Source organism: Limosilactobacillus portuensis (assembly GCF_014838735.1).
Classification (GTDB): domain Bacteria; phylum Bacillota; class Bacilli; order Lactobacillales; family Lactobacillaceae; genus Limosilactobacillus; species Limosilactobacillus portuensis.
In genome coordinates this window covers 43137-64968 of the sequence record NZ_JABUXQ010000011.1, presented here as the reverse complement: position 1 = coordinate 64968, position 21832 = coordinate 43137, and the positions used below count along the sequence as shown (strand labels likewise).

At 35.0% G+C, this 21832-nt stretch carries 36 protein-coding genes and 1 pseudogene; 28 read left to right on the top strand and 9 right to left on the bottom strand.

The annotated features are described in order from the left end of the window. The first annotated feature begins 382 nt into the window (after positions 1-382). From HUK49_RS05150 to HUK49_RS05125, 6 genes are all read left to right on the top strand, one after another. Positions 383-1060 (top strand): hypothetical protein, encoded by a 678-nt coding sequence (locus HUK49_RS05150; RefSeq protein ID WP_191912927.1) that lies wholly within the window; start codon positions 383-385, stop codon positions 1058-1060. Between the two features lie 283 nt (positions 1061-1343). After that, entirely contained in the window at positions 1344-1502 is a 159-nt protein-coding gene (locus HUK49_RS05145) for a hypothetical protein (RefSeq protein ID WP_191912926.1), read from the top strand. A 13-nt stretch (positions 1503-1515) separates the two neighbouring features. After that, a complete protein-coding gene (locus HUK49_RS05140; RefSeq protein WP_191912925.1) occupies positions 1516-2352 on the top strand; it encodes a Fic family protein in 837 nt (278 codons plus the stop codon). Positions 2353-2376: 24 nt separating this feature from the next. Further along, entirely contained in the window at positions 2377-3123 is a 747-nt protein-coding gene (locus HUK49_RS05135) for a Fic family protein (protein WP_191912924.1), read from the top strand. A 75-nt stretch (positions 3124-3198) separates the two neighbouring features. Then, positions 3199-4050: a Fic family protein gene (locus tag HUK49_RS05130; RefSeq protein ID WP_235980996.1), complete on the top strand. Its 852-nt coding sequence runs from the start codon at positions 3199-3201 to the stop codon at positions 4048-4050. Positions 4051-5087: 1037 nt separating this feature from the next. Next, positions 5088-7103 carry an amidase family protein gene (locus tag HUK49_RS05125; RefSeq protein ID WP_191912923.1) on the top strand — a complete coding sequence of 672 codons (2016 nt, stop codon included), beginning with the start codon at positions 5088-5090 and terminating at the stop codon, positions 7101-7103. Positions 7104-7296: 193 nt separating this feature from the next. Here HUK49_RS05125 and HUK49_RS05120 read toward each other — a convergent pair whose 3' ends face one another. Next, on the bottom strand, positions 7297-7662 hold the full coding sequence (locus HUK49_RS05120; RefSeq protein ID WP_191912922.1) for a transposase: 366 nt from the start codon (positions 7660-7662) through the stop codon (positions 7297-7299). Between the two features lie 84 nt (positions 7663-7746). Here HUK49_RS05120 and HUK49_RS11740 point away from each other — a divergent pair, with 84 nt between their 5' ends. After that, positions 7747-7923, top strand: a complete 177-nt coding sequence (locus HUK49_RS11740) for a hypothetical protein (RefSeq protein WP_235980994.1) — start codon at positions 7747-7749, stop codon at positions 7921-7923. Positions 7924-8145: 222 nt separating this feature from the next. Here the strand turns inward: HUK49_RS11740 and HUK49_RS05110 are convergent, their stop codons facing one another. Next, positions 8146-8601 (bottom strand): hypothetical protein, encoded by a 456-nt coding sequence (locus HUK49_RS05110; RefSeq protein WP_191912921.1) that lies wholly within the window; start codon positions 8599-8601, stop codon positions 8146-8148. A gap of 889 nt (positions 8602-9490) precedes the next feature. Here HUK49_RS05110 and HUK49_RS05105 point away from each other — a divergent pair. Then, positions 9491-9655 (top strand): annotated as a pseudogene (locus HUK49_RS05105) (IS256 family transposase); the annotation flags it as partial. A 233-nt stretch (positions 9656-9888) separates the two neighbouring features. On the opposite strand, the gene HUK49_RS05100 reads toward HUK49_RS05105, so the two are convergent. The 4 genes from HUK49_RS05100 to HUK49_RS05085 are packed head-to-tail and all read right to left on the bottom strand — an operon-like array spanning position 9889 to position 12296. Further along, the gene (locus tag HUK49_RS05100; protein WP_191912920.1) at positions 9889-10254 is read right to left on the bottom strand and encodes a PX domain-containing protein; all 366 of its coding nucleotides are present in this window, start codon (positions 10252-10254) and stop codon (positions 9889-9891) included. A 10-nt stretch (positions 10255-10264) separates the two neighbouring features. Beyond that, on the bottom strand, positions 10265-11374 hold the full coding sequence (locus HUK49_RS05095; protein ID WP_191912919.1) for a site-specific integrase: 1110 nt from the start codon (positions 11372-11374) through the stop codon (positions 10265-10267). Positions 11375-11405: 31 nt separating this feature from the next. Then, a complete protein-coding gene (locus tag HUK49_RS05090; protein WP_191912918.1) occupies positions 11406-11885 on the bottom strand; it encodes an ImmA/IrrE family metallo-endopeptidase in 480 nt (159 codons plus the stop codon). Positions 11886-11906: 21 nt separating this feature from the next. Next, the gene (locus HUK49_RS05085; protein ID WP_191912917.1) at positions 11907-12296 is read right to left on the bottom strand and encodes a helix-turn-helix domain-containing protein; all 390 of its coding nucleotides are present in this window, start codon (positions 12294-12296) and stop codon (positions 11907-11909) included. Between the two features lie 139 nt (positions 12297-12435). On the opposite strand from HUK49_RS05085, the gene HUK49_RS05080 reads away from it, so the two are divergent. Next, on the top strand, positions 12436-12651 hold the full coding sequence (locus tag HUK49_RS05080; protein ID WP_191912916.1) for a helix-turn-helix domain-containing protein: 216 nt from the start codon (positions 12436-12438) through the stop codon (positions 12649-12651). 93 nt (positions 12652-12744) lie between these two features. Then, on the top strand, positions 12745-12954 hold the full coding sequence (locus tag HUK49_RS05075; protein ID WP_191912915.1) for a toxin-antitoxin system HicB family antitoxin: 210 nt from the start codon (positions 12745-12747) through the stop codon (positions 12952-12954). Here the strand turns inward: HUK49_RS05075 and HUK49_RS05070 are convergent. Continuing rightward, positions 12890-13072, bottom strand: coding sequence for an Arc family DNA-binding protein (locus HUK49_RS05070; protein ID WP_191912914.1), 183 nt, complete (start codon positions 13070-13072; stop codon positions 12890-12892). The genes HUK49_RS05075 and HUK49_RS05070 overlap by 65 nt on opposite strands. Before the next feature lie 173 nt (positions 13073-13245). Beyond that, positions 13246-13392 carry a hypothetical protein gene (locus tag HUK49_RS05065; protein WP_191912913.1) on the bottom strand — a complete coding sequence of 49 codons (147 nt, stop codon included), beginning with the start codon at positions 13390-13392 and terminating at the stop codon, positions 13246-13248. Between the two features lie 308 nt (positions 13393-13700). On the opposite strand from HUK49_RS05065, the gene HUK49_RS05060 reads away from it, so the two are divergent. From HUK49_RS05060 to HUK49_RS05050, 3 genes are read left to right on the top strand one after another with little or no spacing between them, the layout of a single operon-like run. Continuing rightward, the gene (locus HUK49_RS05060) at positions 13701-14048 is read left to right on the top strand and encodes a DUF771 domain-containing protein (protein ID WP_191912912.1); all 348 of its coding nucleotides are present in this window, start codon (positions 13701-13703) and stop codon (positions 14046-14048) included. 34 nt (positions 14049-14082) lie between these two features. Further along, the gene (locus HUK49_RS05055) at positions 14083-14346 is read left to right on the top strand and encodes a hypothetical protein (RefSeq protein WP_191912911.1); all 264 of its coding nucleotides are present in this window, start codon (positions 14083-14085) and stop codon (positions 14344-14346) included. A 14-nt stretch (positions 14347-14360) separates the two neighbouring features. Beyond that, complete coding sequence (locus HUK49_RS05050) at positions 14361-14693, top strand: hypothetical protein (RefSeq protein ID WP_191912910.1); 333 nt, start codon at positions 14361-14363, stop codon at positions 14691-14693. A gap of 94 nt (positions 14694-14787) precedes the next feature. On the opposite strand, the gene HUK49_RS05045 is transcribed toward HUK49_RS05050, so the two are convergent. After that, on the bottom strand, positions 14788-15120 hold the full coding sequence (locus HUK49_RS05045) for a hypothetical protein (protein WP_191912909.1): 333 nt from the start codon (positions 15118-15120) through the stop codon (positions 14788-14790). Positions 15121-15256: 136 nt separating this feature from the next. On the opposite strand from HUK49_RS05045, the gene HUK49_RS05040 reads away from it, so the two are divergent. From HUK49_RS05040 to HUK49_RS04970, 15 genes are all read left to right on the top strand, one after another. Continuing rightward, positions 15257-15421, top strand: coding sequence for a hypothetical protein (locus HUK49_RS05040; protein ID WP_191912908.1), 165 nt, complete (start codon positions 15257-15259; stop codon positions 15419-15421). 35 nt (positions 15422-15456) lie between these two features. After that, positions 15457-15732 carry a hypothetical protein gene (locus HUK49_RS05035; protein ID WP_191912907.1) on the top strand — a complete coding sequence of 92 codons (276 nt, stop codon included), beginning with the start codon at positions 15457-15459 and terminating at the stop codon, positions 15730-15732. Between the two features lie 9 nt (positions 15733-15741). Then, the gene (locus tag HUK49_RS05030) at positions 15742-16260 is read left to right on the top strand and encodes a hypothetical protein (RefSeq protein WP_191912906.1); all 519 of its coding nucleotides are present in this window, start codon (positions 15742-15744) and stop codon (positions 16258-16260) included. Further along, complete coding sequence (locus HUK49_RS05025) at positions 16226-17149, top strand: DnaD domain protein (RefSeq protein ID WP_191912905.1); 924 nt, start codon at positions 16226-16228, stop codon at positions 17147-17149. Before HUK49_RS05030 ends, HUK49_RS05025 begins: the two co-directional genes overlap by 35 nt. Further along, positions 17146-17406 carry a hypothetical protein gene (locus HUK49_RS05020; RefSeq protein WP_191912904.1) on the top strand — a complete coding sequence of 87 codons (261 nt, stop codon included), beginning with the start codon at positions 17146-17148 and terminating at the stop codon, positions 17404-17406. The genes HUK49_RS05025 and HUK49_RS05020 overlap by 4 nt, the downstream gene beginning before the upstream one ends. Positions 17407-17499: 93 nt before the next feature. Then, a complete protein-coding gene (locus HUK49_RS05015; protein WP_191912903.1) occupies positions 17500-17766 on the top strand; it encodes a hypothetical protein in 267 nt (88 codons plus the stop codon). Positions 17767-17768: 2 nt separating this feature from the next. Further along, positions 17769-18119, top strand: a complete 351-nt coding sequence (locus HUK49_RS05010; protein ID WP_191912902.1) for a hypothetical protein — start codon at positions 17769-17771, stop codon at positions 18117-18119. Further along, the gene (locus HUK49_RS05005; RefSeq protein ID WP_191912901.1) at positions 18094-19284 is read left to right on the top strand and encodes a coiled-coil domain-containing protein; all 1191 of its coding nucleotides are present in this window, start codon (positions 18094-18096) and stop codon (positions 19282-19284) included. Before HUK49_RS05010 ends, HUK49_RS05005 begins: the two co-directional genes overlap by 26 nt. Before the next feature lie 2 nt (positions 19285-19286). Then, on the top strand, positions 19287-19694 hold the full coding sequence (locus tag HUK49_RS05000) for a hypothetical protein (RefSeq protein ID WP_191912900.1): 408 nt from the start codon (positions 19287-19289) through the stop codon (positions 19692-19694). Positions 19695-19706: 12 nt separating this feature from the next. Beyond that, the gene (locus tag HUK49_RS04995; protein WP_191912899.1) at positions 19707-19922 is read left to right on the top strand and encodes a hypothetical protein; all 216 of its coding nucleotides are present in this window, start codon (positions 19707-19709) and stop codon (positions 19920-19922) included. 27 nt (positions 19923-19949) lie between these two features. Beyond that, on the top strand, positions 19950-20276 hold the full coding sequence (locus tag HUK49_RS04990) for a YopX family protein (RefSeq protein WP_191912898.1): 327 nt from the start codon (positions 19950-19952) through the stop codon (positions 20274-20276). A gap of 12 nt (positions 20277-20288) precedes the next feature. Beyond that, positions 20289-20579 carry a hypothetical protein gene (locus tag HUK49_RS04985; RefSeq protein WP_191912897.1) on the top strand — a complete coding sequence of 97 codons (291 nt, stop codon included), beginning with the start codon at positions 20289-20291 and terminating at the stop codon, positions 20577-20579. A gap of 13 nt (positions 20580-20592) precedes the next feature. Next, entirely contained in the window at positions 20593-20862 is a 270-nt protein-coding gene (locus HUK49_RS04980; protein ID WP_191912896.1) for a hypothetical protein, read from the top strand. A 14-nt stretch (positions 20863-20876) separates the two neighbouring features. Further along, the gene (locus HUK49_RS04975; RefSeq protein ID WP_191912895.1) at positions 20877-21161 is read left to right on the top strand and encodes a hypothetical protein; all 285 of its coding nucleotides are present in this window, start codon (positions 20877-20879) and stop codon (positions 21159-21161) included. A 25-nt stretch (positions 21162-21186) separates the two neighbouring features. Next, on the top strand, positions 21187-21816 hold the full coding sequence (locus HUK49_RS04970) for a hypothetical protein (protein WP_191912894.1): 630 nt from the start codon (positions 21187-21189) through the stop codon (positions 21814-21816). The last annotated feature ends 16 nt before the right edge of the window (positions 21817-21832 follow it).

Genomic DNA, 21832 nt, shown 5'->3' with positions numbered 1-21832 from the left:
ATTACTGGAAAATCATATCGAATGAAAGATTATCAAGAACACACAAAGACACAAAAGTAAATCGGTGAAAAACGACATTTTTAAACCGGTGAAATCCTACATTTTAAAATCGGTGTTGACAATTAAACCTAGTATTTGTATATGGAGGTGGTTCAATTTCACTTGCTGATACAGCATTATTAGATGATTTAAGTAATAAGCTAAAACTATTTAAGGGTGGGGCTGAAGTACCAGTTATTTGGATTCCAGAGTCCTATGCTCAGGTAATGAATCTTGGCGGACTTTCTATCGTTCAGAAAGCCTTAAACTAGCTTAATATATAAGAACAATAGGTTATCTGCTACAATAATAGAGATAACCTATTGTTGTTAGGAGTAATAAAATGGCAAAGAAAAGAAAAACTATAAAAACTAGATCAAGATCACTCTACTTACCTAAAAATAAAGTCATGGATGAATGGTTTAACAATCAAGATAATGCTGGAGTATCCATTAATAATGGGATTATCTTAAAAATTGAAGAATACGGAATTAAGGATTATCCATTAGCTATCGCTGAAAGTTATGCCGCTACAGATAAAGAATTAAAATCCAAAGCTAATATTGGTACTCAGGAAAGCTATTTAAAGGTTCAAACAACAGAAAAGAAACAACGATCAAGTGCACTCTACAATGAAGGCCCGGTCTTAGAGTGGATTGAAGCCCAAAGTAATCTAAGCAGCTCAATTGGTTTATTGATCACTGACTTAATAGCTCAATATGGTACTAGTGATTTACCCCTAAAGCTAGCGTGGCTCAGCGGTAGAAGAAATAAGTGCCTAAATGAGCTTTCAACTGCAAACATTTCAGAAAAGGATGACGATGATGTTCCTTTGAGCGATGAAGAATTAGAGCGACAATCCGAACCAACGCAAGTAAACAACGCTCCAGATCTTTTTAGTGAAGAAGGTAATGAAAAATCATTAGGACCTGAAAAAGTAAACTCAGAAAAATCAGATAATGATGAAGACAAGATCGACTTATCAATTCTTCACGATAAAAGCTTCTTTAATAATAATTAAATTAAATAATATATGTTAGCAACAATTTATTTAATTTAAATTATATTAAATAAATTAAAGCAAATGCATGTATACATATCTTATATTATATAATATATTGTAAATGCTAGATGAATGCGTAAATACTTTATATAATATAAGATAAATATAATTGCTCCACTTATTACTAACGATTTATGTTATATAAATTAAATAGTAGTGCATTATCAAATTATATTATTTAATACAAAATCACCACAAGCCAAAAAATAATCGGTCACTAAATTATTTAAGGTGGTTTGTTATGGAAAAAGAAGATTTACTTTTAGGAAATGCAAAAAGTATCATTACCAAAGTTACACTTGAAGTGATTAAGAAAAAAGTTAATGTTTCTAAAGAAAAATTTGATGCTGAATTTTGGAAAAATATTTATTATATAGCAAAAAAGTATAGAACAATGTAAAAAGGAGATTTATATGGATTCTAGCAAGCTTAATATTGCTTATGCATTAAAGTTAGAAAGAGATTCCAGAACCTCATCAGCTCTTTATGATTGGTCACAGGTGAAATTTTCTTATAATAGTAACCATATGGAAGGTTCAACGATCACAGAAGCGCAGACCGATCAAATTTACCATGAAAATGCTTTTTTAGCTGAAAAGGATCAAATCATTCGCAAAGATGATCAAATTGAAACGGAAAATCATTTTAAACTATTTAACTATATGTTGAATACAGTTGATGAGCCATTGACGTTAGACTATGTTGCTAAACTACAGAGAATCTTAAAAAAAGGTACCTCTGATGAAGATAACCCATTAAAGGTTGTTGGTGGATTTAAGAAGATTGACAACATTATTCGTAATGATCGAGTTGGTGATACAGAAACCTCAACTGCAGATAACGTAAAAAATGATCTTCAAAAACTGATTGATACTTGGGAATCCTCAAAGCATTTAAAAATGGAAGATTATGCTAAATTTCATTATCAGTTTGAAACAATTCATCCTTTTAGCGATGGAAACGGTCGTGTAGGGAGAATTTTGTTATTCAAAGAGCGATGTCGTAATCGACTCATGCCCTTTATTATCCGCGATGAAAATAGATTGTTTTATATTAGAGGACTTAACGAATATAAGCGGCAACCGGGGTACCTGATTGGTACTTTTGGTCAGTCTATGGATGAATATACAAGTGCTGTACAACAAGTTTATGGACCTGATTTTGAAAGGCTATCTAAACCAAAGAGGCAGGCAAAAGGGCAGGAACTCCCTGATAATTTCTTAAATCATGGTTTCGGAAAGTCTCATTAATGAACAGGGCAAGGAGGTAAGCTGATGAACAATACCAGATTAGCCCACTTAGTTGCATCTATTGGGAGCCTTAATGGGTACGGTAGTTCTATCGCTCAAACAAAAAAAGCCTTAGATACAGGCAACGTTCAATATCTAAAACAAGGTACTGAGGATAGTAATATATTTAAGGATGTAGTTGCTGGAATAGCTGCAATTAAAGAAATTGGATTTAATGAAGATGGAATTATTGCTGTAAACAAGGCATTTGTTAATAGTGAGGAAGAAGACCCAATACTACCTGGTCACTTAAGAAATACTCTTTATAATACAGATGATAATATTGCTATTACAGTAGATGAGCATAGTCAAAAAGCATATATTCCTAAAGAAATTGTTACTCGTGAAGATCTTAAAAAGATTGTGGATAATTTCAAGAATTCCAAGCAAACTAGATTTGATGGATTAAGAGTATTTGCAAAACTATCAAAATTACAGCCTTTTCAGGATGGTAATAAACGTACTGCATTAATTGCTGCTAATGCTGCATTAGATGTTTGGTCCAATGAACATTATTTAGTATTACCATTTAATGATTTAGATAAAGCTGAATTTTCGATTAATCTAATGCGGTATTATGATGCAAAAACTCCCGACAAAGAAAATAAATACTTGAAGCGAATGAATTCATTTTTAACTGGGTTTAATGAGATTAACTATAATAAAAGTATTGAAAAGCCAAAATCACTAGAAAATATTAAAACAAAACCCTTGTTCAGAGATAAAAAATGATTACTCTGATTTAGACAACTCATTATTTAATCATTCTCGAGGAATACATCACTAATTGGAAAAGGAGTAATTGATATGGTACAGGATTCACTGGAACCAAGACTAAAAATGCTTACAGAATTGCATAAAGAAATGAATTCCTATCGTCCATTGTCAAAAAAGCAGGTTGCACTGCTAGATAAAAACGTCCGAATTGAACATGTATGGTCCTCTAATGCTATTGAAGGAAGTTCACTTAATCAGTATGAAACTGCCTCTATTCTTAATACTGGAATGACTGTTCATGGAGCATCATTAAAAGATACAATGGCAGCAGTAGATTTGAACGATGCTTATGATTATATGATGGACTTAGCTAGTAAAAAGCAACCACTGACCACCACTACAATTAGAGACTTAAATCGACTTGTAATGTTGAAGAATACGGACGAGCGGAGTCAAGCAGGTGCATATCGGGTAATAGACGTTTGGCCCAATGGTCAAGAAGATCGACCATATGTTGCACCTACTGAAATTCCCTTTAAGATACAAGAACTAATTCATTGGTCCAATAAAGCGGTAAATGAGCTTCATCCTGTACAATATGCAGCTGATTTGCATCAAAAGTTTGTTTCAATTCACCCATTTGTTGATGGAAACGGGCGAACAGCACGATTATTGATGAATTTTGCTTTATCAGAGGCAGGATATCCTGTAATTAGTATTATGCCCGATAAGAAATCAAGAAGTGATTATATGGATGCATTAGCTGTCTCAAGAGAAACCGGTAATCTGATTTCTTTTGAAAAGTTAGTAGCCGATTATACGATTCGTACTCTTGAGAATAGAATTGGCATTTTAAAACAAAATGAACGTAATCTTGAAGAGGCGCGTAAACAAACTAATTTATCGCCGGAACTTTTTCAAAATAAAAGACGGAAGCATTAAAAAAGCAGCTAACCTAATTATGGTTACTGCTCTATTGTTACTTATAAAGGAGTTGAAAGAATATGACTTATATTATTTTTCTTTTTGCAGAATTAATCTTATTATTAATTTCGGCAATATCGTATATCATTGGAATTAAATATAAAAAATTGGGATTAAGATGTTTAAGCATGATTTCTAACTTATTGGTGATTTCAATTTGTTTAGACCTTATGATTCAGTTCAATCATGTTAATATCTATCAGTTTATAATAATCTTAATGACAACATATTCTGTTATGGTTCAAATGAAAACTAATTAAAGTTCTTAGTTATCTACTAAAATTAATTATGTTAATTAACATAAAATAGGCGTATTCAATTTACAGAATACATTAATTAACATAAATTTCTTACAATAATATTAATCACTATACTAGTTAAATATGTTAAATAATGTAATATAAAATTATGACAATTATAGAATGGCTTATTTAATATAATTAAATGCTAAACTCATTTTATATAAAGTCAAATTACATTAAATAACATAAATAAAGATTAATAAAATGTGAAATAAGTTATATAACATAATATTAAATTAATTGATACTTCTGAATTACATTATATAAAATAATATGAATGTGTTTTGCAGAATGCCAATTAATTTATCATCTTATAATATGCTATATAATGTATAACTTATATCAAAACATATTATATTATGCATTTAAAGCATATAAGAAAAAAAGGTTTGGAAGTTTATCACGGTTTCGATGTTTTACGTGCACTTGGGGCTTGGGAACAATTTCAAGAATACATTAGGTCGTAAAACTGAACTTTTATAAGCCTGAAGGAAAAGATGTAAGCTCTCCTGTAATTAATGTTGCAGGAGACCTTTTTATAAATCTCATACATCGTAGAACTCCACTTGATGTGTTAGAAAAGGGGTTACAGAGCTTTATATTCTAAGTTGTAAAGAAAGTATGAGGCTAGCCATTTAAATCGGTTTCAACCGTCTTATAATATAAGCATATTAGTGAAAAGAGGCATTAATAATGAATTATCATCATAAGATGTTGCTAACGGTTGCAACAAGTGTACTTCTTCTTAGCAATTTGAGTTGTGCCGCGCCAGTTCTAGCTGATAATATACCTACTAATAATCAGCAACCAACTGTTCAAAAGTCAATTACGACAACTCAGGATAATGTACAAGTTGCAAATAAAGTTGATAACCAATCTGCAACCAGCATTGCTAAGCAGATAAGCTCGGGACAGCTTAATGATCAGCAAGTGGTTGATCATACCTATCAAAAAATAAATGAGGAAAATTCTCAATTAAATAACGTTATTTATCAAGACCCAGCTAATGCACAGCAGCAGGTTCAGCATCTTCAACAATCTAGCCAAAATCCAGAACAAGATCAAAAGCAGGATAGGCCATTCTATGGGACACCAATTCTGATTAAAGGTTTAGGCCAGGCTTATAAGAGTTATCCGAATACTAACGGACTACCTTATCTAAAAGGCGATACGTACGGTTATACGAAGAACTTTGTCAAGAAGCTTCAGGACATGGGATTTATTATAGTGGGCTCAACCAACTACCCTGAACTAGGATTGATAAATGTAACTGACTCTAATTTGTATGGTGTTGCCCATAATCCATGGAATCTTGATCACAATGCGGGGGGGTCATCAGGTGGAGCAGCTGCTAGTGTGGCAGCAGGCATTGTTCCCATTGCAACGGGGAATGATGCCGGGGGCTCCCTACGAATTCCTGCTTCCTGGTCTGGAGTAATTGGGCTAAAACCAACCCAGGGGATTATTTTAGGTGATTCATCAATCCCATCAGTAGTTAATTTTGCAGAAACACGTAATATTGATGATACTATTACTTTATTCAAGGGATTAATGAACCCGCGGCGCGCTAGTCTGTTAAAGACTACCCCTGCTAATTTACGCTCCTTGAAGATTGCATACTCACTAAAATCACCAGTCGGTACGCCTGTCAGCAAAGATGCTCAGCAAGCTATCTTAAATGCAGTTAAGTTCCTTAGACAGCAGGGCTTTACCGTTGTGGAGCAGAGTAGTCCGGTAGATGGTGTTAAAATGATGCATGGCTATTATCTTGGGGCACTTACTGATGGTTCAGTTGCTAATTTTATGGCGAACCAAAAATTACATCGTAATTTAACGGCAACAGATGTTACCAGCCATTTGGTTAGCCCAATGACTTATGCCCTTTATGAAGCAAGTCGGAAAGCACCTAGAAATACATTACAAAAGTACCGGGCAGAGTTAGAATTAGTTAATCAGCAAATGACTGCTTTCCACAAAGATTATCCGATTTACCTAACACCAACAACGGCAACTGTGGCACCCCTGAATAGTGATCCGTCCTTCTTACCGTATTATGTTCAGAAAATACTGAAAATTAAGGATTTATCTTTCGACCAGCAGATGCAGTTAATTTATGATGCTTGGTTGCATGGGTTAAGTAAAACTCCTTTTACACAGTTAGCAAATCTTTCTGGAGAACCTGCATTAAGCTTACCAACCTATGTTAGCGCTGCCGGGTTGCCGTTGGGCATTCAATTGGAGGGATCCAAGGGTAGTGATCTAACATTATTAGCATTGGGAAAATTGTTTGAAGAGAATCATAAGTTGAATTTCTTAAATAATTACCTAGCTACCAAGCCTTCTGGTATCGCTACTTCTACTCCAAAGCCAAGATCTACTACTACGGTATCAAGCTCGAAAAAGAGTCTAAACTTCAATACTGTTGAAAATGAGATACGCCCTAATGTATCAGTAAATGGTAGGGAAGTGCCATCGGCAAACCAAATTGAAGCTAACGTATTCACTAGGCCCTTTAGTCCAATTCAGTCTAATAATGCTACGGCTACACTTCAAGAAACCTATCAGGCGGAGCAAATTACCAAGCTTAGTCAAAGCAATAGTGAAAAGATCTTACCACAAACCGGCAATGATAACCGTATGGCTTTGGTTGGCCTTGGATTAGTAGGCGCGATGATGAGTATGTTTGGTCTTCGTCGTCGCCACGAATAACAACAAAACAAATATCTCCCTAGAGCTCAATTTAATAGATTAGGCTCTTTTTTGTACCACAAAATAAAAGGTCCCATACTCCTCTAAAAGGATAAGGCCAGTGTTATCCGTCACACTCTAACTTGTGGGAAGAGAGGTCGCTTAGAACACCTGCATCTGGAGTATCCCAAACAACTCGTTATAGCATTTTCCGTTAGCTCTTTCTTACAATATCGTCCCTGATAATTTTGCTACCATACTTTTGGCGCAGACTGAACAGTTTATCTTTAGGGAAGGCGTGGGTTAATATGGGAACATCCCATTCGTCTTGAAGGGCCATAAACACCTCAACAAAATCATCATATTTGAATGCAGAGAAGGGGAGTTGTCCTACAATGGCGGTGTTAATACCCGGTTTAACTCTACTTTGTGCCTCAACAGTAATGTTATATTTTTGGCTTAGATCAGTAATAGAGACCCACAAATTAAGCTTTCCGGTAGAGTGCTGCTTAAACTCTTTCATAACATCATTACCATGCTTAATGGCCAATTTCACATGTCGTTGTTGTGGAATGGGCATAATGCACCTCCGCAAATCATGATATAATATCGAAGCAGGCAAGTTTTAAGGACGGTGGCCGACATCGTTTTGGAGGTGGTTCCTATGAATTTCACCATTAAGAAAGGGTTATCGGCACATGAGCGCCTACCAAGCACTTATGTTAATGTTGGCTTTTGCGACCTTCGTGGTTGCACTGCTAACCTTTATTTTTACATTTTGTTAAAAATAAAAGACCGTCCTCGTATAACTTTGGCAGGTTTGCGGACGATCTTTTATTAGATAAACTGTAACCAGGCCACCGTCTTTTTAACGGGCCTGCTTTTTATGTACTTATATTATACCATGAACTAAATTGTGATGACAGCTAATTGATATGTCTGTGATGGGTTAGTGATATATTTCTGACAATAGTGGTACTAGGGGAGAAGTGTTGTTCTATATCAACCTGTCCTTAAAATTTTTATTTTAATGACACCATAAATAGTAACTAACTCCCTCTCATCATTTGTTTTCATCGTCATCAGCAAATGGATTATCGACTTTAGGATAATCCGGATCGTGAAATGGAATATAGAGCGCCCATTGACTCCAAAAATCAACTACGCCTCTCATCATTTCTAAGTGACTCTGAGTATACGAAATTGATTTAGCGCGGGCATTTTCTTTTATTTTCCGTTCAAATATTGAAGGAATCGGTGTAGTAAGTAAATCAACTTTTTCAAGCTCATATCCCGGAAATGACTTGACGACTTTATCCATGTCATCGGTATCCTTAATTTCGTCAAAATCCTTTTTACTTAATGTAAATATTGCACCGGTTTGGTTGGCTTGAGCGAGTATTTTCTTTGCTACTTTTTCTGTGTATATTATGGAATCTTCTTGTTTTGCTTCATCAATTTGATCTGCTACCTGGCAAAAGTATTTTCCAGTAATCCTATTTCTCAAACGATAATACATACCTATACCTCCAATATTATTCATTTCCAGTAAGCTTATATGACTAAAAGAACTACCTAGAGAAATTCAATGAGAAGCCTATCTGCTTCACTGATAATAATTGTGTTTTGTCTTTACTTATACGGTATCATATCGAATATTTGTTCGCAATCAAAGCAGTAAATCATTATTAACTATTTTCAATTCATCCATAGTTAAAAAATACCCCGCTAAGGTTTCACCGAACCATAGCGAGGTATATTGTATTTTGACTATCAATTATTTTCTTTTTGACTTGCTAAGTTCTCTAATAGACCCGACAATTCTGCTGCTAAGCCGAGAACTATGCCAATCAATGTAAATAAACTAATAATAATTATAGATTGCATTTGATTATGATTCAGATTCAAAATGGCATGATGATTAACTATACCAAAATATATAAGACCGAAAAAGGTGAGAATTATTAATGGCATTACAATCTGAATTACCATGGATAAAATATATAATCTCTTGTATTTGGAAGAAACCTTATATAACTGCTTTACCTTTTCCACTTTTAATCTGTGTAAATTATTTTTAACGTCTACATATGAATAACACATAAATACCAAAATTAGGGTAAACATGATCCAAGAAGCAATAGTAAATTTTATTGAAATATCCTCCTAAAAAGTTAGTTTCAATTATATATAATAACTGAAAAGAATAAGTAGGAGGTGAACTGCTTTTATATTTAAAAAAGCTCCATTTTTCATTAGTAAATGCTTGATACTCAGTCTTAATGATATTAATTTATGAATTGCTTTCAGCGTTAGACGGCTGTCCTTGTTCTCTTTTTTGAGTAATTATTTCGTGGTTATGTCCGTATAATTGGTGTAAATTCTAAATAGGACTTTGTGAAATCTGAATATTCCCGAATGATCTAAGCGTCTTGCGACTAATGGGAGCACTACTGATTGAACAGAATGAAAAATGGGCTGCTAGTCCACGGTACTTAAACATGACCGTTTACCACGGGATTGAAAAAGATGACAATTTAGAAGAAGCCGGTATGCTTAAGCTTGTGAAATGATAAATTCGCGGAATTTAATTTACACCAACATTTTGGACTTGACCCTGCATAATATAATATGTTTTTTTAGTAATTGCGAATTACATTAAATAATTCTAACCTAGCAATTTAGAACTATGGATAATACAAAAAAACAGGGAACATCGGTGATGCTCCCTGTCAATCAATACTTAACACATAATTATAATATCATACAAATATGTGATTTACAATTGTTGGTTGTTGTGCATTAGTTAGTAGTTCTTATTAATTACAACATCATCTCTAATGATGAAGCTGCCAAACTTGTCTCGCAAGCTATTAATTACCTTTTTGGGAAAATCATGAAAAAGAATTGGCATATGTGGCCATGACTGATGAAGTTGGTTAATAACCTTTAAAAACTCTTCGGGATCTAGTTCATTAGTATCTCTGGATAAAATTTCAAAAGAAGTAATTGCACCACCAAAATCATGAACAAGTTCTACACAGATAACATAGTGCGGATCAATTACAGACTTGGTAACCCATAAGTTAATGGCAGAAGAATAGTGTTCATAATAGTGTTTAATTTTAGTGTTAGTTTCATTAATTAGTCGATTTAACTGAATGTTATTCATAGGTTGCTCCTTATTTAGATTCTGAATCAACGTTATTTAGGATTTTTTCAATTTCATCATCGGAACGAACTCGATACTCGTCGATTAAGTATGAGTAGACCTTACTAGTGGTTGTTATATCAGCGTGACCGAGCCGTTTAGCAATAATATATAGATCGATATGATGGGCGAGTAAGAATGCTACATGAGTATGGCGTAAGCTGTGAAAGTGGAATCCTTTTTTCTTAATATTTAATTCTTTTAATACCTTGCGTAAGACTTTATTAACTGCTGATGATGAGGGAATGGTATTAAATTGTTGGAGGAATACTTGATCTTCGGGTTGAGTATTCTCTTTTTTTAGTTGACTTAAAATTCTTAAAAGCTTTTCATTAACCCGGATAATTCGTTTTGAGGATTCATTTTTAGTTGATTTAAAAATATTCTTTGTTTCTAACCAGGCACGATTGATCGTGATGGTATGGTGAGCAAAATCTATATCTTTCCATTTCAAGCCTTGAATTTCTCCAAGACGAGCACCGGTAAATAATGCAGTTATAATCATGTACTTAGACGTATAACGTGGATTCAATGAATTCTCCAAGTAATCAGTTAAGTGTTGCATTTCTTTAATATTTAGATACTCGATGTGCTTTGTACGTGATGCGTCATAAACAATATCAGTATTTCTGATAAAATCTCTTTTAACGTCGCCATCATAGATTGCATCTTTAATACAAGCGTGGTACAGGGTGTTGTATTTTCTAACTGTCGATTTAGCATGGGATTTACCGAAGTCCGCAATGAATTTACGGTATAATCGACGATCCATTTGGGCTATTGGGACACCATCTAAGTATTTCTTTAGATTATGACAAGCGTTCAAATATGTGTTATAGGTACGATCAGCTACATTAGCTTCCTTATACGTTTCAAACCATTTCCAAAAGTAATCTGGGAATGGTTCATTTCCCCTCGTTGACAACATGTTCTTAGATTTATCAATTTGCATCTGCGCTTCATATTGTAAAGCTTCTGTCTTAAGACGGAATGATTTACGTTTGAAGTGCCTTTTTTTGGAACTGTCATACCAGGTAACTGTTACTTGCCATTTGCCGGATTTTAATTGTTTAATTGACATTTAATTACCTCCTCAATAAACATACGTTCGGTTAGAAACTTAAAGAAAAACGGCCGTCATTATAGAGCTTGGTCGAGTTAGGTAACAGGTTTATTTGTGCTTGATGCTTTACTACTAAGTCTAAGTCATGAAGCATGTAATCAGGAATAGCAAACGTTTCGGCCAGTTGCATTTCCGTTTCAAAACGTAAATCATGAAGATTAATATACTTTAATATTAACTGAATAGCAATTACATCAGCAGCATTTTCAATCTTAAGATTAAATGCTTCAGCGTTAAGTTGATTATAATCCGGTGATTTAGTAATTACATGGCCCATTTCATGAGCAAGTGATATTGGTAATTCATAACGTGGATTCCAGTTTGGATTGTAATAAATAAGTTTAAGACTAGCAAGGGAACGAGAAGGCCAATCGTTGAGCCATGAAGGCGAAACCATGACCTTTATATTTAATTTCTTGCAAACTCCAAGTAGCCAATCGACTACGTCATTCATTTGAGCATTATACATACAATCACCGCCTTATTGGTTTTAATTATCCATGCCTTTTAATATACCTTTCATGGAGGCTCTCAATGCAGCTCTTTGTGCTTCTGAAATATCACGTCCCTCAAAGGAACGCATACCATTGATAAGTCTATCTAAATCTTCATCACTTAGGTTATCAAATTTTACAGAACCATTTTCATCAGAATTCATCTTATGTTGTCGTTCTTTTTTTGAGCTAACACCCATTAGCCATCCTTCGTCAACATTAAGAACTTTTGCTAAATTATATAAATTGGTTTGCTTTGCTTCATATTTACCATGAATGTATCCACTGATGACTGAGCGGTCAATATGAGAACGTCTGCCTAATTCTGATTGGGAAAGTCCGGAATCTTTTAGGGCTTGATTGAGTCTTGATTGAAAGGTAGCCATTAATTACTCACTCCTTGGTACTAGTTTATCACATTTTCTTTTTTGTGGATCTTTCTCTACAAAAAATGTTGACAAAACTACTCAAAAGTTTTAATGTTGAGTAAACTAAACAACTAAACAATATAAGTGAGGTGATATTTTGGTTATTACTAAATTTCATTATGTTCGATTGCGAAAACAAATGAAAGAACAACGATACACAATAAAAGCTTTAGCCGCAAAGATCGGAATGGATAGAGGATCTTTAAGCGACAAACTAAATAGTAAAGTTGATTTTACACAAAAGGATATGATCAGCATTGCTACAGTTTTAGGAATTAATCTTGAAGAAATATCTAATTATTTTTTTGAATAATTTGTTTAGTTTTCTCAACAATATAATAAGTAATTTTACTGGAAAAAAGTAATGTCAGCAAATTTATTCAGGTACTAAAGAGGTGAATTCTTAATGCAAGAATTTCAAGAAATGCAATTGATTAATGGAAAACATCGCAAACAAACAACGCTTCGCTTACCGCTTAATCTTTATAAACAGATTGAAGTGGAAGCAAAGCGTCAAGGCATCAGTATTAATGCTTTTACAGTTTCACTATTTAATCATTATGTTTCTCAGTATCAATGGTTCCATGATGACTCTCAAAGGATTCAACATGTTTGATGATTAACTGTTCGATTTCTTTGTTAGCTGAGCGTCCATTGTAAGAAGCTATATATTTAAGCTTATTCATCAAATCAACAGGCACTCTTAGTCCAAACATTGGCAATTTGGATGCCATATAAATCACTCCATGTTATATGAAAGAGGTATGTTCTGTGAAAAGTAAACTTCTTGAAAATAAAAAAAGTATTAAGCAAGTTACATTACGTATTCCTATCAGTCTATTCAATCAGATTAAACGAGATGCTGAAACTGTTGGTGTAACTCCTTCTGAAAAAATTAGATCGCAACTTACTTTTGATTACCAACATAAAGCCTAAGAGCATATTCGATTTCTTTATTTACTGAACGAGCATGTTCATGAGCTAAAGACTTAATTTTCTTCATTAACTTTTTATCTATTCTCAAAGGATATGGATTAGCTTGATTTTCGGACATGAGATACAACTCCTAATAGTTATTTACGTTAAATAATATCAATCTGATATCATTTATTCAAAGATACAATTAGATATCAAAGAGATATTGATGAGCTCAGACTAATATGATATAAAGATATAAAGAGATATCAAATAGAATCTAGGTGAGAAGATGAAAACAACAAAGAAGCCTTTCCTATTCCGCCCTCCAGAGTACCTACTAGAGTACTCAAAAAGTGAGGCTAGAAAGAACGGAGAAACTATTTCAGGATTTATTTCACGTCTAATACGAGAAGACTATATGAAAAAGAAAGAGGTGAATTCTTAATGCAAGAATTTCAAGAAATGCAACTACCTAATGGGATCAAGGTTCAATTCCCTGAAGACGTTATTTTGATTTCTAAAGCTACTTTACGTGATTTAGAAGATCAGGCGTTGATGGGAAAGATGTGGTCGATTAAAGATATTCAAGAAAAACTTGGTGTTAATCGTCAATGGATTCTGGATAATATTCTTGCTAATCCTCGATATAGCAACGAGATTGAACGATTAAAGCAAGAAGGCATTGTCCAAAAAGGACCCGCCAAAAACAGTCCTTGGCATTTTAAGGCTCGGGAGTTCTGTGAATGGCTCGACCGTCATGAAACGGCATTCGATTTCACTAAGCGACGATAATGCTAGTAATTCTAAAGAGAAAGGAATGATTCCTATGATTACAGAGAAATTAACGTTAGAACAAGCCAGCAGTATTTTAAAAAGCTACCAAGAGAATGGCTGGCTGATTGAACTAGACGCTAATCCTAGTCGAATCGACTGCTTATATTGGGCTTATGTCTATCCTGCGGGTAAATGGCACGAAGAATACATTAAAAGGTTATGCAAGTCATTCTTCTCAACCAACGAATTGATTGTTTGGTTAGCAAGTCATTTAGTTGCTAACTATCCATTGAAAGAGATTAAGTCAAAAATTTAAGGAGAAGTATTTGTATGGATAACAACATTTCACGAGAAAACGAAAAAACCATTAAACGGGTTCAAAATGAATTAGACTATTTTGATTTTCAAGCCTATTTCTTAGTAGCTCATGCTGAAGGCGGTAAGAATTACGTGCTTTCTAAAGGGTATGTTGATGCGGGAATTTTGATGTCTGCAATATTAAAAAATGCTGAAGCTGGGAATGAAGCTAACAGTCTAGTTATTGCTCGTGATCAAAATAAGCTTTCGTTAGAAGAACTTTTAATCTTGACAGCAATTACTGCTACAAATTTAAGCCCTCGTTACTTGAAAAAGCTTCTACTGGGTATTGCTAATGGCCTTTAGGAGATTGCTATGAGTAAACAAAATAAAACAACGCTTCGTCTACCAACAGAGGTAAACGAAGCGCTTAAAAAGATTTCAGATGTAACTGGAATAACTATTTCAAACCTAGTTCTGCTAGCAGTTTTGAATAGTATTCGTAAGTTTTATTCGTGGCGTAAATTATCAGGGAATTAACGGATACTCCTCGACTTTTAGCTTGTTGCTGTAGAAGTTGCTTAAAAGTGCTGTTAAAACGAATTCCAGTCCGTTTGAAATCGCCACTTCCAATTTTAATTTCTTCAAAATTAGATAAATTATTTGTTGCTATTTGGCGCAATAAGGCAGCCTTAATTAGTTCCGTTTTAGTAAATCCTAATTCAGAACCAAGTTGAGTTATTTGATCGTCTAATTTACTGGGTAATCTAACTGTTGTTGGTCGAGAGCGCATTATTAATAACCTCTTTTTGATAGTGATAAGCCACATTTATACTATCAAAACACTCTATTTCTGTATTGACTACCAATGGCGGTCTGAACTATATTTAAAGCATCCAATGGTAGTCATGTATAAGGAGATCTAGAAAATGAAGCATAAAACAGGAATTGCCTTCCCCAAGAATATTAAGGGAATGCTAGAAGAAATCAGCAAGGTTACTGGTAAATCGGTTAACAGCATTGTTACTGATAGCTGTATTGATTATATTCGGACCTTTCGGGAAAAGAACAGCTTTTTATTTGATAAGAAATGATTGAAAAATACTAGGTATATATGAGGAGTGATAACGTGCCAAGAATTATAAAGATTAAGCATAAATCAGTTAGTACGAATCATACACGAATTCCAAATCGAGTGTTTGAAGAAGGACTAACCCTTGATGCAATTGGTTTATATAACTTTTTACTTTGTCGAAAACAAACAGAATTTAGTGTAGAAGATGTTAATAACAGGTCGAGTGATACCCCTGAGCATAACTTAAAAGTACTTAGTGAATTAGAACAACACCATCTAATTACTAACTCTCAGGCTAATTCTGCTTGGAAATTATGTCCAATAAAGTAGGTGCAACTTATGGCAAGGATTAAGCATCGAAAACATCAAGGTTACTCAACTGTAAGTAATGTTCCATATGATGATCGAAGATTGGAATTGGAAGCCATGGGAACTTTTCAACTTTTATGGCACCTACCTGATGATTGGTCATTTAATGAGATTGATATTGTTGGACGGTCGGCTTCTGGAAGAACCAAACTACGAAAAGCATTAAATCAGCTTGAAAAATATGGCTATCTAAAACGAAGCCGAGTACGTAATGAAAAAGGACAGTTAACATCGGGTGACTGGATATTAGATGATACCGGAACCCTTGGTGATAATTCTGTTAAAGCAAAAAAGCAGAGAAAATCTTCCGAGAAAAGTCAAATTAATAATTATTGGTTATGGGTTCAAAAACCTATGTTTGATTTTGTAACATTGGCTTATTTTGACTCAAAAACCTATGTCACGTTTTCCAAACATAGGCTTAATTTACCAAAAACCTATGTCACGTTTTCCAATGTTGGTAAACGTCCCACTACTAATTACTCATAGCACTAATTACTCAGTAAGTAGTAGTAAGCATGCTAGCAAAGCGTCGCTGACCGACGAAAAAATTCTTGCAAAGAATCAGTCGGAACATTCTCTTGATGACCCCGAAGGCATCTCTAAAGCATATAATCTTTGGAACGATATCTGGGGTAAGCCTTCTGCGTTCGTTGAAAAGCAAATAAGTCAATGGGTATCTGAGTTTGGCCTTGACGTTGTTCTACACGCCTTTAATTACGCTAAATGGAAAGTGGAGCGAGCAAGCAGTGCTGGCTCCTACCTAGCAAAGGTATTTAGCAATTATCGGCAAAATAACGTGAAGACTGCCACACAAGCGGATACTGCAGACAAAGACAATCTTAATCAGTCCTCGCAAAGAACTGGTAAAAATAAGCCAACAGTGCCAACTGTTGCTGAACCGTCTAGCAAAGATGATTCAGGAGCGCCTGATACTGGTACTAAGAGCACATCTAGCAAAGATGAGCTTGATCCGCTAACCCAGACTTGTTACGCCAAAGCGGTTGAAGTCGGCATAAAACTAACCCCTGCAGACCGGGCGCAATTAGCTTTTTACGTTCACAAATTAGGCAAAGAAGTTGTTTTATACGCAATTAGCGTTGCCAAACGGGAGACCCGATACGATCACCCATCGTGGGGATTCTTAAATTCGATTTTGAATCGTTGCTTAACTCAAGGTGTAACTAAACCAGAAACGAAAAAAAAAGCAACACCTACTTACAAGAAGCGAAAGGTAATTGAACACACTCCCGATTGGCTTTATAAGGACCCGACTCCGGCTGAGCTAAAAAAAACGAGTCCTCAGGACTTAGCAGCGCTTCACAAACGACTAGCAGAATATAAAGCAAAAAAACTAGCAGGAGGAAGTACCACATGAAAGAGATTAGTTTAGATCAGGCTAATAGCAGACTTATTGCTGTTGCAAAAAGATTAGCTAAGGAGAATCACTTTGATATTAAACGTGATAATTTCACGCTTGTTCAGCCGCTTACTGATCATCAGGCAATTATCTTGATTGCTTATGGACAAGGCAAACATCGAGAAATCAAGATCTACGGCAATGACTGCACGTTTATTTTGCCGGCTAAAGATGAATGGCTGGATATTTTTAAAAAGGAGAGTGAAGCCAAATGATGTGGTTGGGCTTATATGCAATCATCTCGCTATCATTTTTGGGCGGATATATCTGTTGTGGACTCTTTTTAGTTAATCGCAAGGATGAAAGGAATGAGAAACAGCATAATGACGACCAACGAGCTAGTTAAAGCACTTAAGAAAAATAACAAATTAATTGTTTCGGCTGATGACCAATATATTTACATTGGCCGGTTATCTTTTAACTATGGGAAACCATTTTTGTTTGTTCCGGTTAAAGCAAGCAAATTAGCGCAATGTGAGTTTAATGGTGGCTTACCAGAAGTCGACTTACAGAAATTCATTTGGTCTAAGTTAGATGCTTTCTTTACAACAAATATAAGCCAAGGAACGCAATAAAGATGGTACCAGTAGTTAAATTCTATTTTGTTCACGCTAAGCATGTAAACAAGAAGCCGTATTACTTGATCATTCCGTCAGCAAGCACCTTTCAGCGAATGGCTCCAGGTTCAACTTGGAAGTACGAAGGACAGACACTATACGGTCCAAGGTGGCAGTCGATCGTGATTGTTGAGCGATTTAACTATGACTGGATACCACGGTTTAATAAAGCGCCTGATAGTCAGTTGCAACCCAAGAAACTTAGTCGACGAGGGAACAAAGCTTGGCAGAAATTTATGCAGAAACACTGTTTGACTTATTTGGACGATACGAGGGGGGATCGAAATGAAGAAGAATCAAGTACCAGTTGATAACGCTGAACACAAAGAGCTTTCAGAACCACTTGATAATTTTTATAATCGCTTATCTGCTCAGGATCGCAATGATTTCCTGAAGATCGAAGCACAATGGGGAGACTATGAGCGTGATTTTGCAATTAAGTTTGGGGAGTTATTACGTCAGGTTCGTGACTTAGTTAAACGACCAGGGGTTCGTGATGGAATCACCTTTGAAAAATGGGTTAATGCTCATAATTTATCTCGTTCAGCTGCTTACCGAGCTATCAATGTAGCTAACGGTTACTTCAGAATCAAAGCGAAGAATGCTCCTGATGAAGAGCTTATGCTAGAGAATTTCATGAGTTTGCCGCAAAAGGTCCAAGAAAAAATTGGAACAGGTAATCTTGAACCAGAAAAAGAAGAAATTTTGCTACACACCAGTGAAGAAGTTCGAGAGAGTCCAATCTGGCAAAAAATGCTGAACGATATCTCCAAGAACCGCAAGACACAGCAAGATCAAGACGAAAAAATTAAGTCACTACAAGCCGAAAACCAGCGATTAAGCAATCAATTAGCTAATTCTGAAGGGCAACGAGCCGATTTAGCTACTCAATTAGATGATGCTAATAGTCAACGGCATCACCTGGAATTGCAGCTCGAAGAAGAGCAGAAGAATCAGCCTGAAGCAGTAATTGTTCCACCTGATGACTATGACGAATTAGCTGATGAAGTACAACAAAGTCGGAGTAAGTTAGCCGCTAAGGAAAAGCAGATTGAGGAGCTGAAGTTAGCAATTAGCAATGCCCCTAATGAAGATGATGTTGCTGAATATGAACGGCTAATTAACAAGCTTCAAAAACAAAATGAAGCGTTAGCTAAGCAGATTAACTCAATAAATGAGCAAATGGTTTCCAAGAAGGATCAACATGAAACTCATCGAAAGTCATACCAAAAAGTGGTTTCCATCACTTCACAGTGGAAACAGGCAATCAAACACCAATTGGATGTTCAGGAGTTATCTTCTGATGTTCAGCTCTTATCTCACGAAGAGTTGAGCCAAGCTGGGCTATTAGATGTGGCGGACTTGCTAGAAAACAAATCAAAGCAGCTTCGTGCTGAAGTAGGAAAGAAAGTGAAAGCTGGCTCAGGAAACGTTGTTAAGGGCAACTTTAATGATGATCTGAGGAAAAGAGGGTAAGAATGTTTGTCAAAGGTAAATTTGTGAATGCAGATGGCTTGGAAGAACATGATTTATTCTTCCTCCTCGAAAAGAGTAAACAACCTGATTTCTACCAAGCAATGGAGATAACCAAGCGAGCGAAAAGCAAGCAAGATCGACAAAGCTTTTTAGCGGTCTGCAGTGATCCTAAAGGATTAATTCGAGTAGTTAGTGTAGAACCAAGGATCTATCATCATTTGGCTGGTATTTCAGAAGAAAGCATGGGGACTTATTTTAATTCTCTTCGTCAGGATAATGGTATGCCGTTAAAGATGATTGATTTAGTTAAGCGACTTCCTGGACGAGTGACTGATGCCGAAATTATTAAATTAGCTGAGCTTCACTTAGCTGAAAACAATGGTAGTGTCATTGGTCACCGTAAAACTTAGGAGGGCAAGCTAATGATTATCCATTCACGACCAAGTAGGGAAGTTCAACGACACAGAGACTTAAAAAAGCAAATTAAAGGGAACTGGGGCAGTGAAGGAACCTCAGTTGATGATGAACGCAAGAATATCTTGGGTTACCAAGTAGTTAAATTCTTGATTATCTTAGTTGGTATTCTTGCGTTTATTGTCATGATAATTGGCTTTTGTCAGCCATTAACTAGTCCCTAATAAAAATAAATGAGGAGGGAATTTAATTTGAAGGTTATTAAATTTAGAAAATTTGATCAGTTACAGATAGATTTTTCTTATTCTCATCGGGTAGATGGTGATACTTCAACGGTCTTTGACTTTGAACCATCTGACGATACTGAAAATTGGGTAGGAGCTCGCAAGAGTCATGAACTGATGCAATATACCGGAGTTCATGATTGCGTTGGTAAGCCAATCTATGAAGGCGATATTGTGCAGATTAAAGGGTTAAACAGTGACGAGAGACCAGTTTACTTTGATCATGGAAAATTTGTTCCGGTTTATCAGTATTCGGCTAAGGACCTAAAGATAATTGGCCATGTTTTTCACTAAACGGAGGAAAAAATGAAAATTAATGAAGCAATCGACGAGATAGACAAAACGAAATATTGGAGAGCACTGCTTACGGTTGAAGATCATAACGGCAGTAATCCTCACTTAACGATTATTGAAAAAGCAAGTAATTTCATTGTTCTTAACTTTGATTGCACTTATCACAATGGGCACGCTATGACCTTATTTACCTTTCCCTTTGAGGAGAGTAATCAAATTGGCAAATCAGCATGGCAGGAGCTACAGAAAGTACTTGTAATTATTGGAAAACTAGTTAATACCCCAGCAGAGGAAAGAATTTAAGGAGCTGATGTCTATGCATTCGAGCCTTTATTCAAGTCTTAATGATCAAGAACAGATTTTATATAATTTCTTCATAAACTTTGGAACACCGATGAAAAGTATTGAGTATCCACTATCAATTCTAAATATTTGGGAAGAAATAGATGAGGGTGTTGAAGATGCAACTGATCCAGGAATTATGTATGAAAAAAGAGAAGCAGTGCTAAAAGCTTATCATTCCATTGGTAATTTAGATAAACCACTATATTTGGCAATTGGAAAGATAAAAGGCTGGAACAAATAAAGGTGGAGTAAGGTATGTGGATTTTTAGCCTTATATTTAAGGTAATTGCTGAAGCAGGAAATAAGGTTTCTTTTATTAAACTACTCAGATTATTAAAATGTCACGAGCAATTACTCAATAAGCAAATCATTATAACTTTAGACTTAATTAATAATATAAACATTTTGGCTGGTATCAGCGCTGTCATTGTTGTTCTCATAATTCCAATTAAATATGAACCTTTAGTTATGCTTTCCGTAACGGTTCTTATTGCCGTTTTGTGGCATATAGTTTGGAAAATACGGATAAAAAGTCAATAAACAAATAGTAGGGAGAAATAGAATCGTGCTTAGTAATAAAGAAGAAAAAAAGAGAGCTATAGCAAAAAGTCGAGACGAAGTGTTATTTTCGCTTGATACATTATCAAGTAGTATTTGGAACTTACAAGATCAATTAACTAAATTAACTGGTAAAGCAGTTAGTCAAGAAAGGCTTATGGATTTTGATATGTTTACTGAATTAGAGCCATATCTTGGTCACAAATCGGTGAATGTAAAAGAAGTCAATCAAGTCATTAGTAAATTTTTAAGTAGCTACTCCCTCTGGATAATCCAAATGACTAAGGAGTTAAGAAAATACATTAAGTATTCTGATAGCCCGTCTTCAAAAGTATTACCAATAAAAGATTTTCTTGAGAGGACAGTATTGTTTATTAACAAGTCTCCTGAAACCCGAGATTCATCATTATCATTAGGAATTTATCAGAGTGGTGCAATGTACTACGTAATAATTGAAAATTTGCCAGTACGGGAAACAAAAATAGATAATCTTGTTCTTTCAATTCATGAAGACACAAGTAATTTTAATGATATTCAATTAGGAAATAGTGCAACGTTATTAAAAGCAAAAGCATTAAATCAACTATTGAGATCTATAAGTTTGTATTTAGAAACCAAAGCTGAAAATTCAAAATAAGATATTTAGAAAGAGT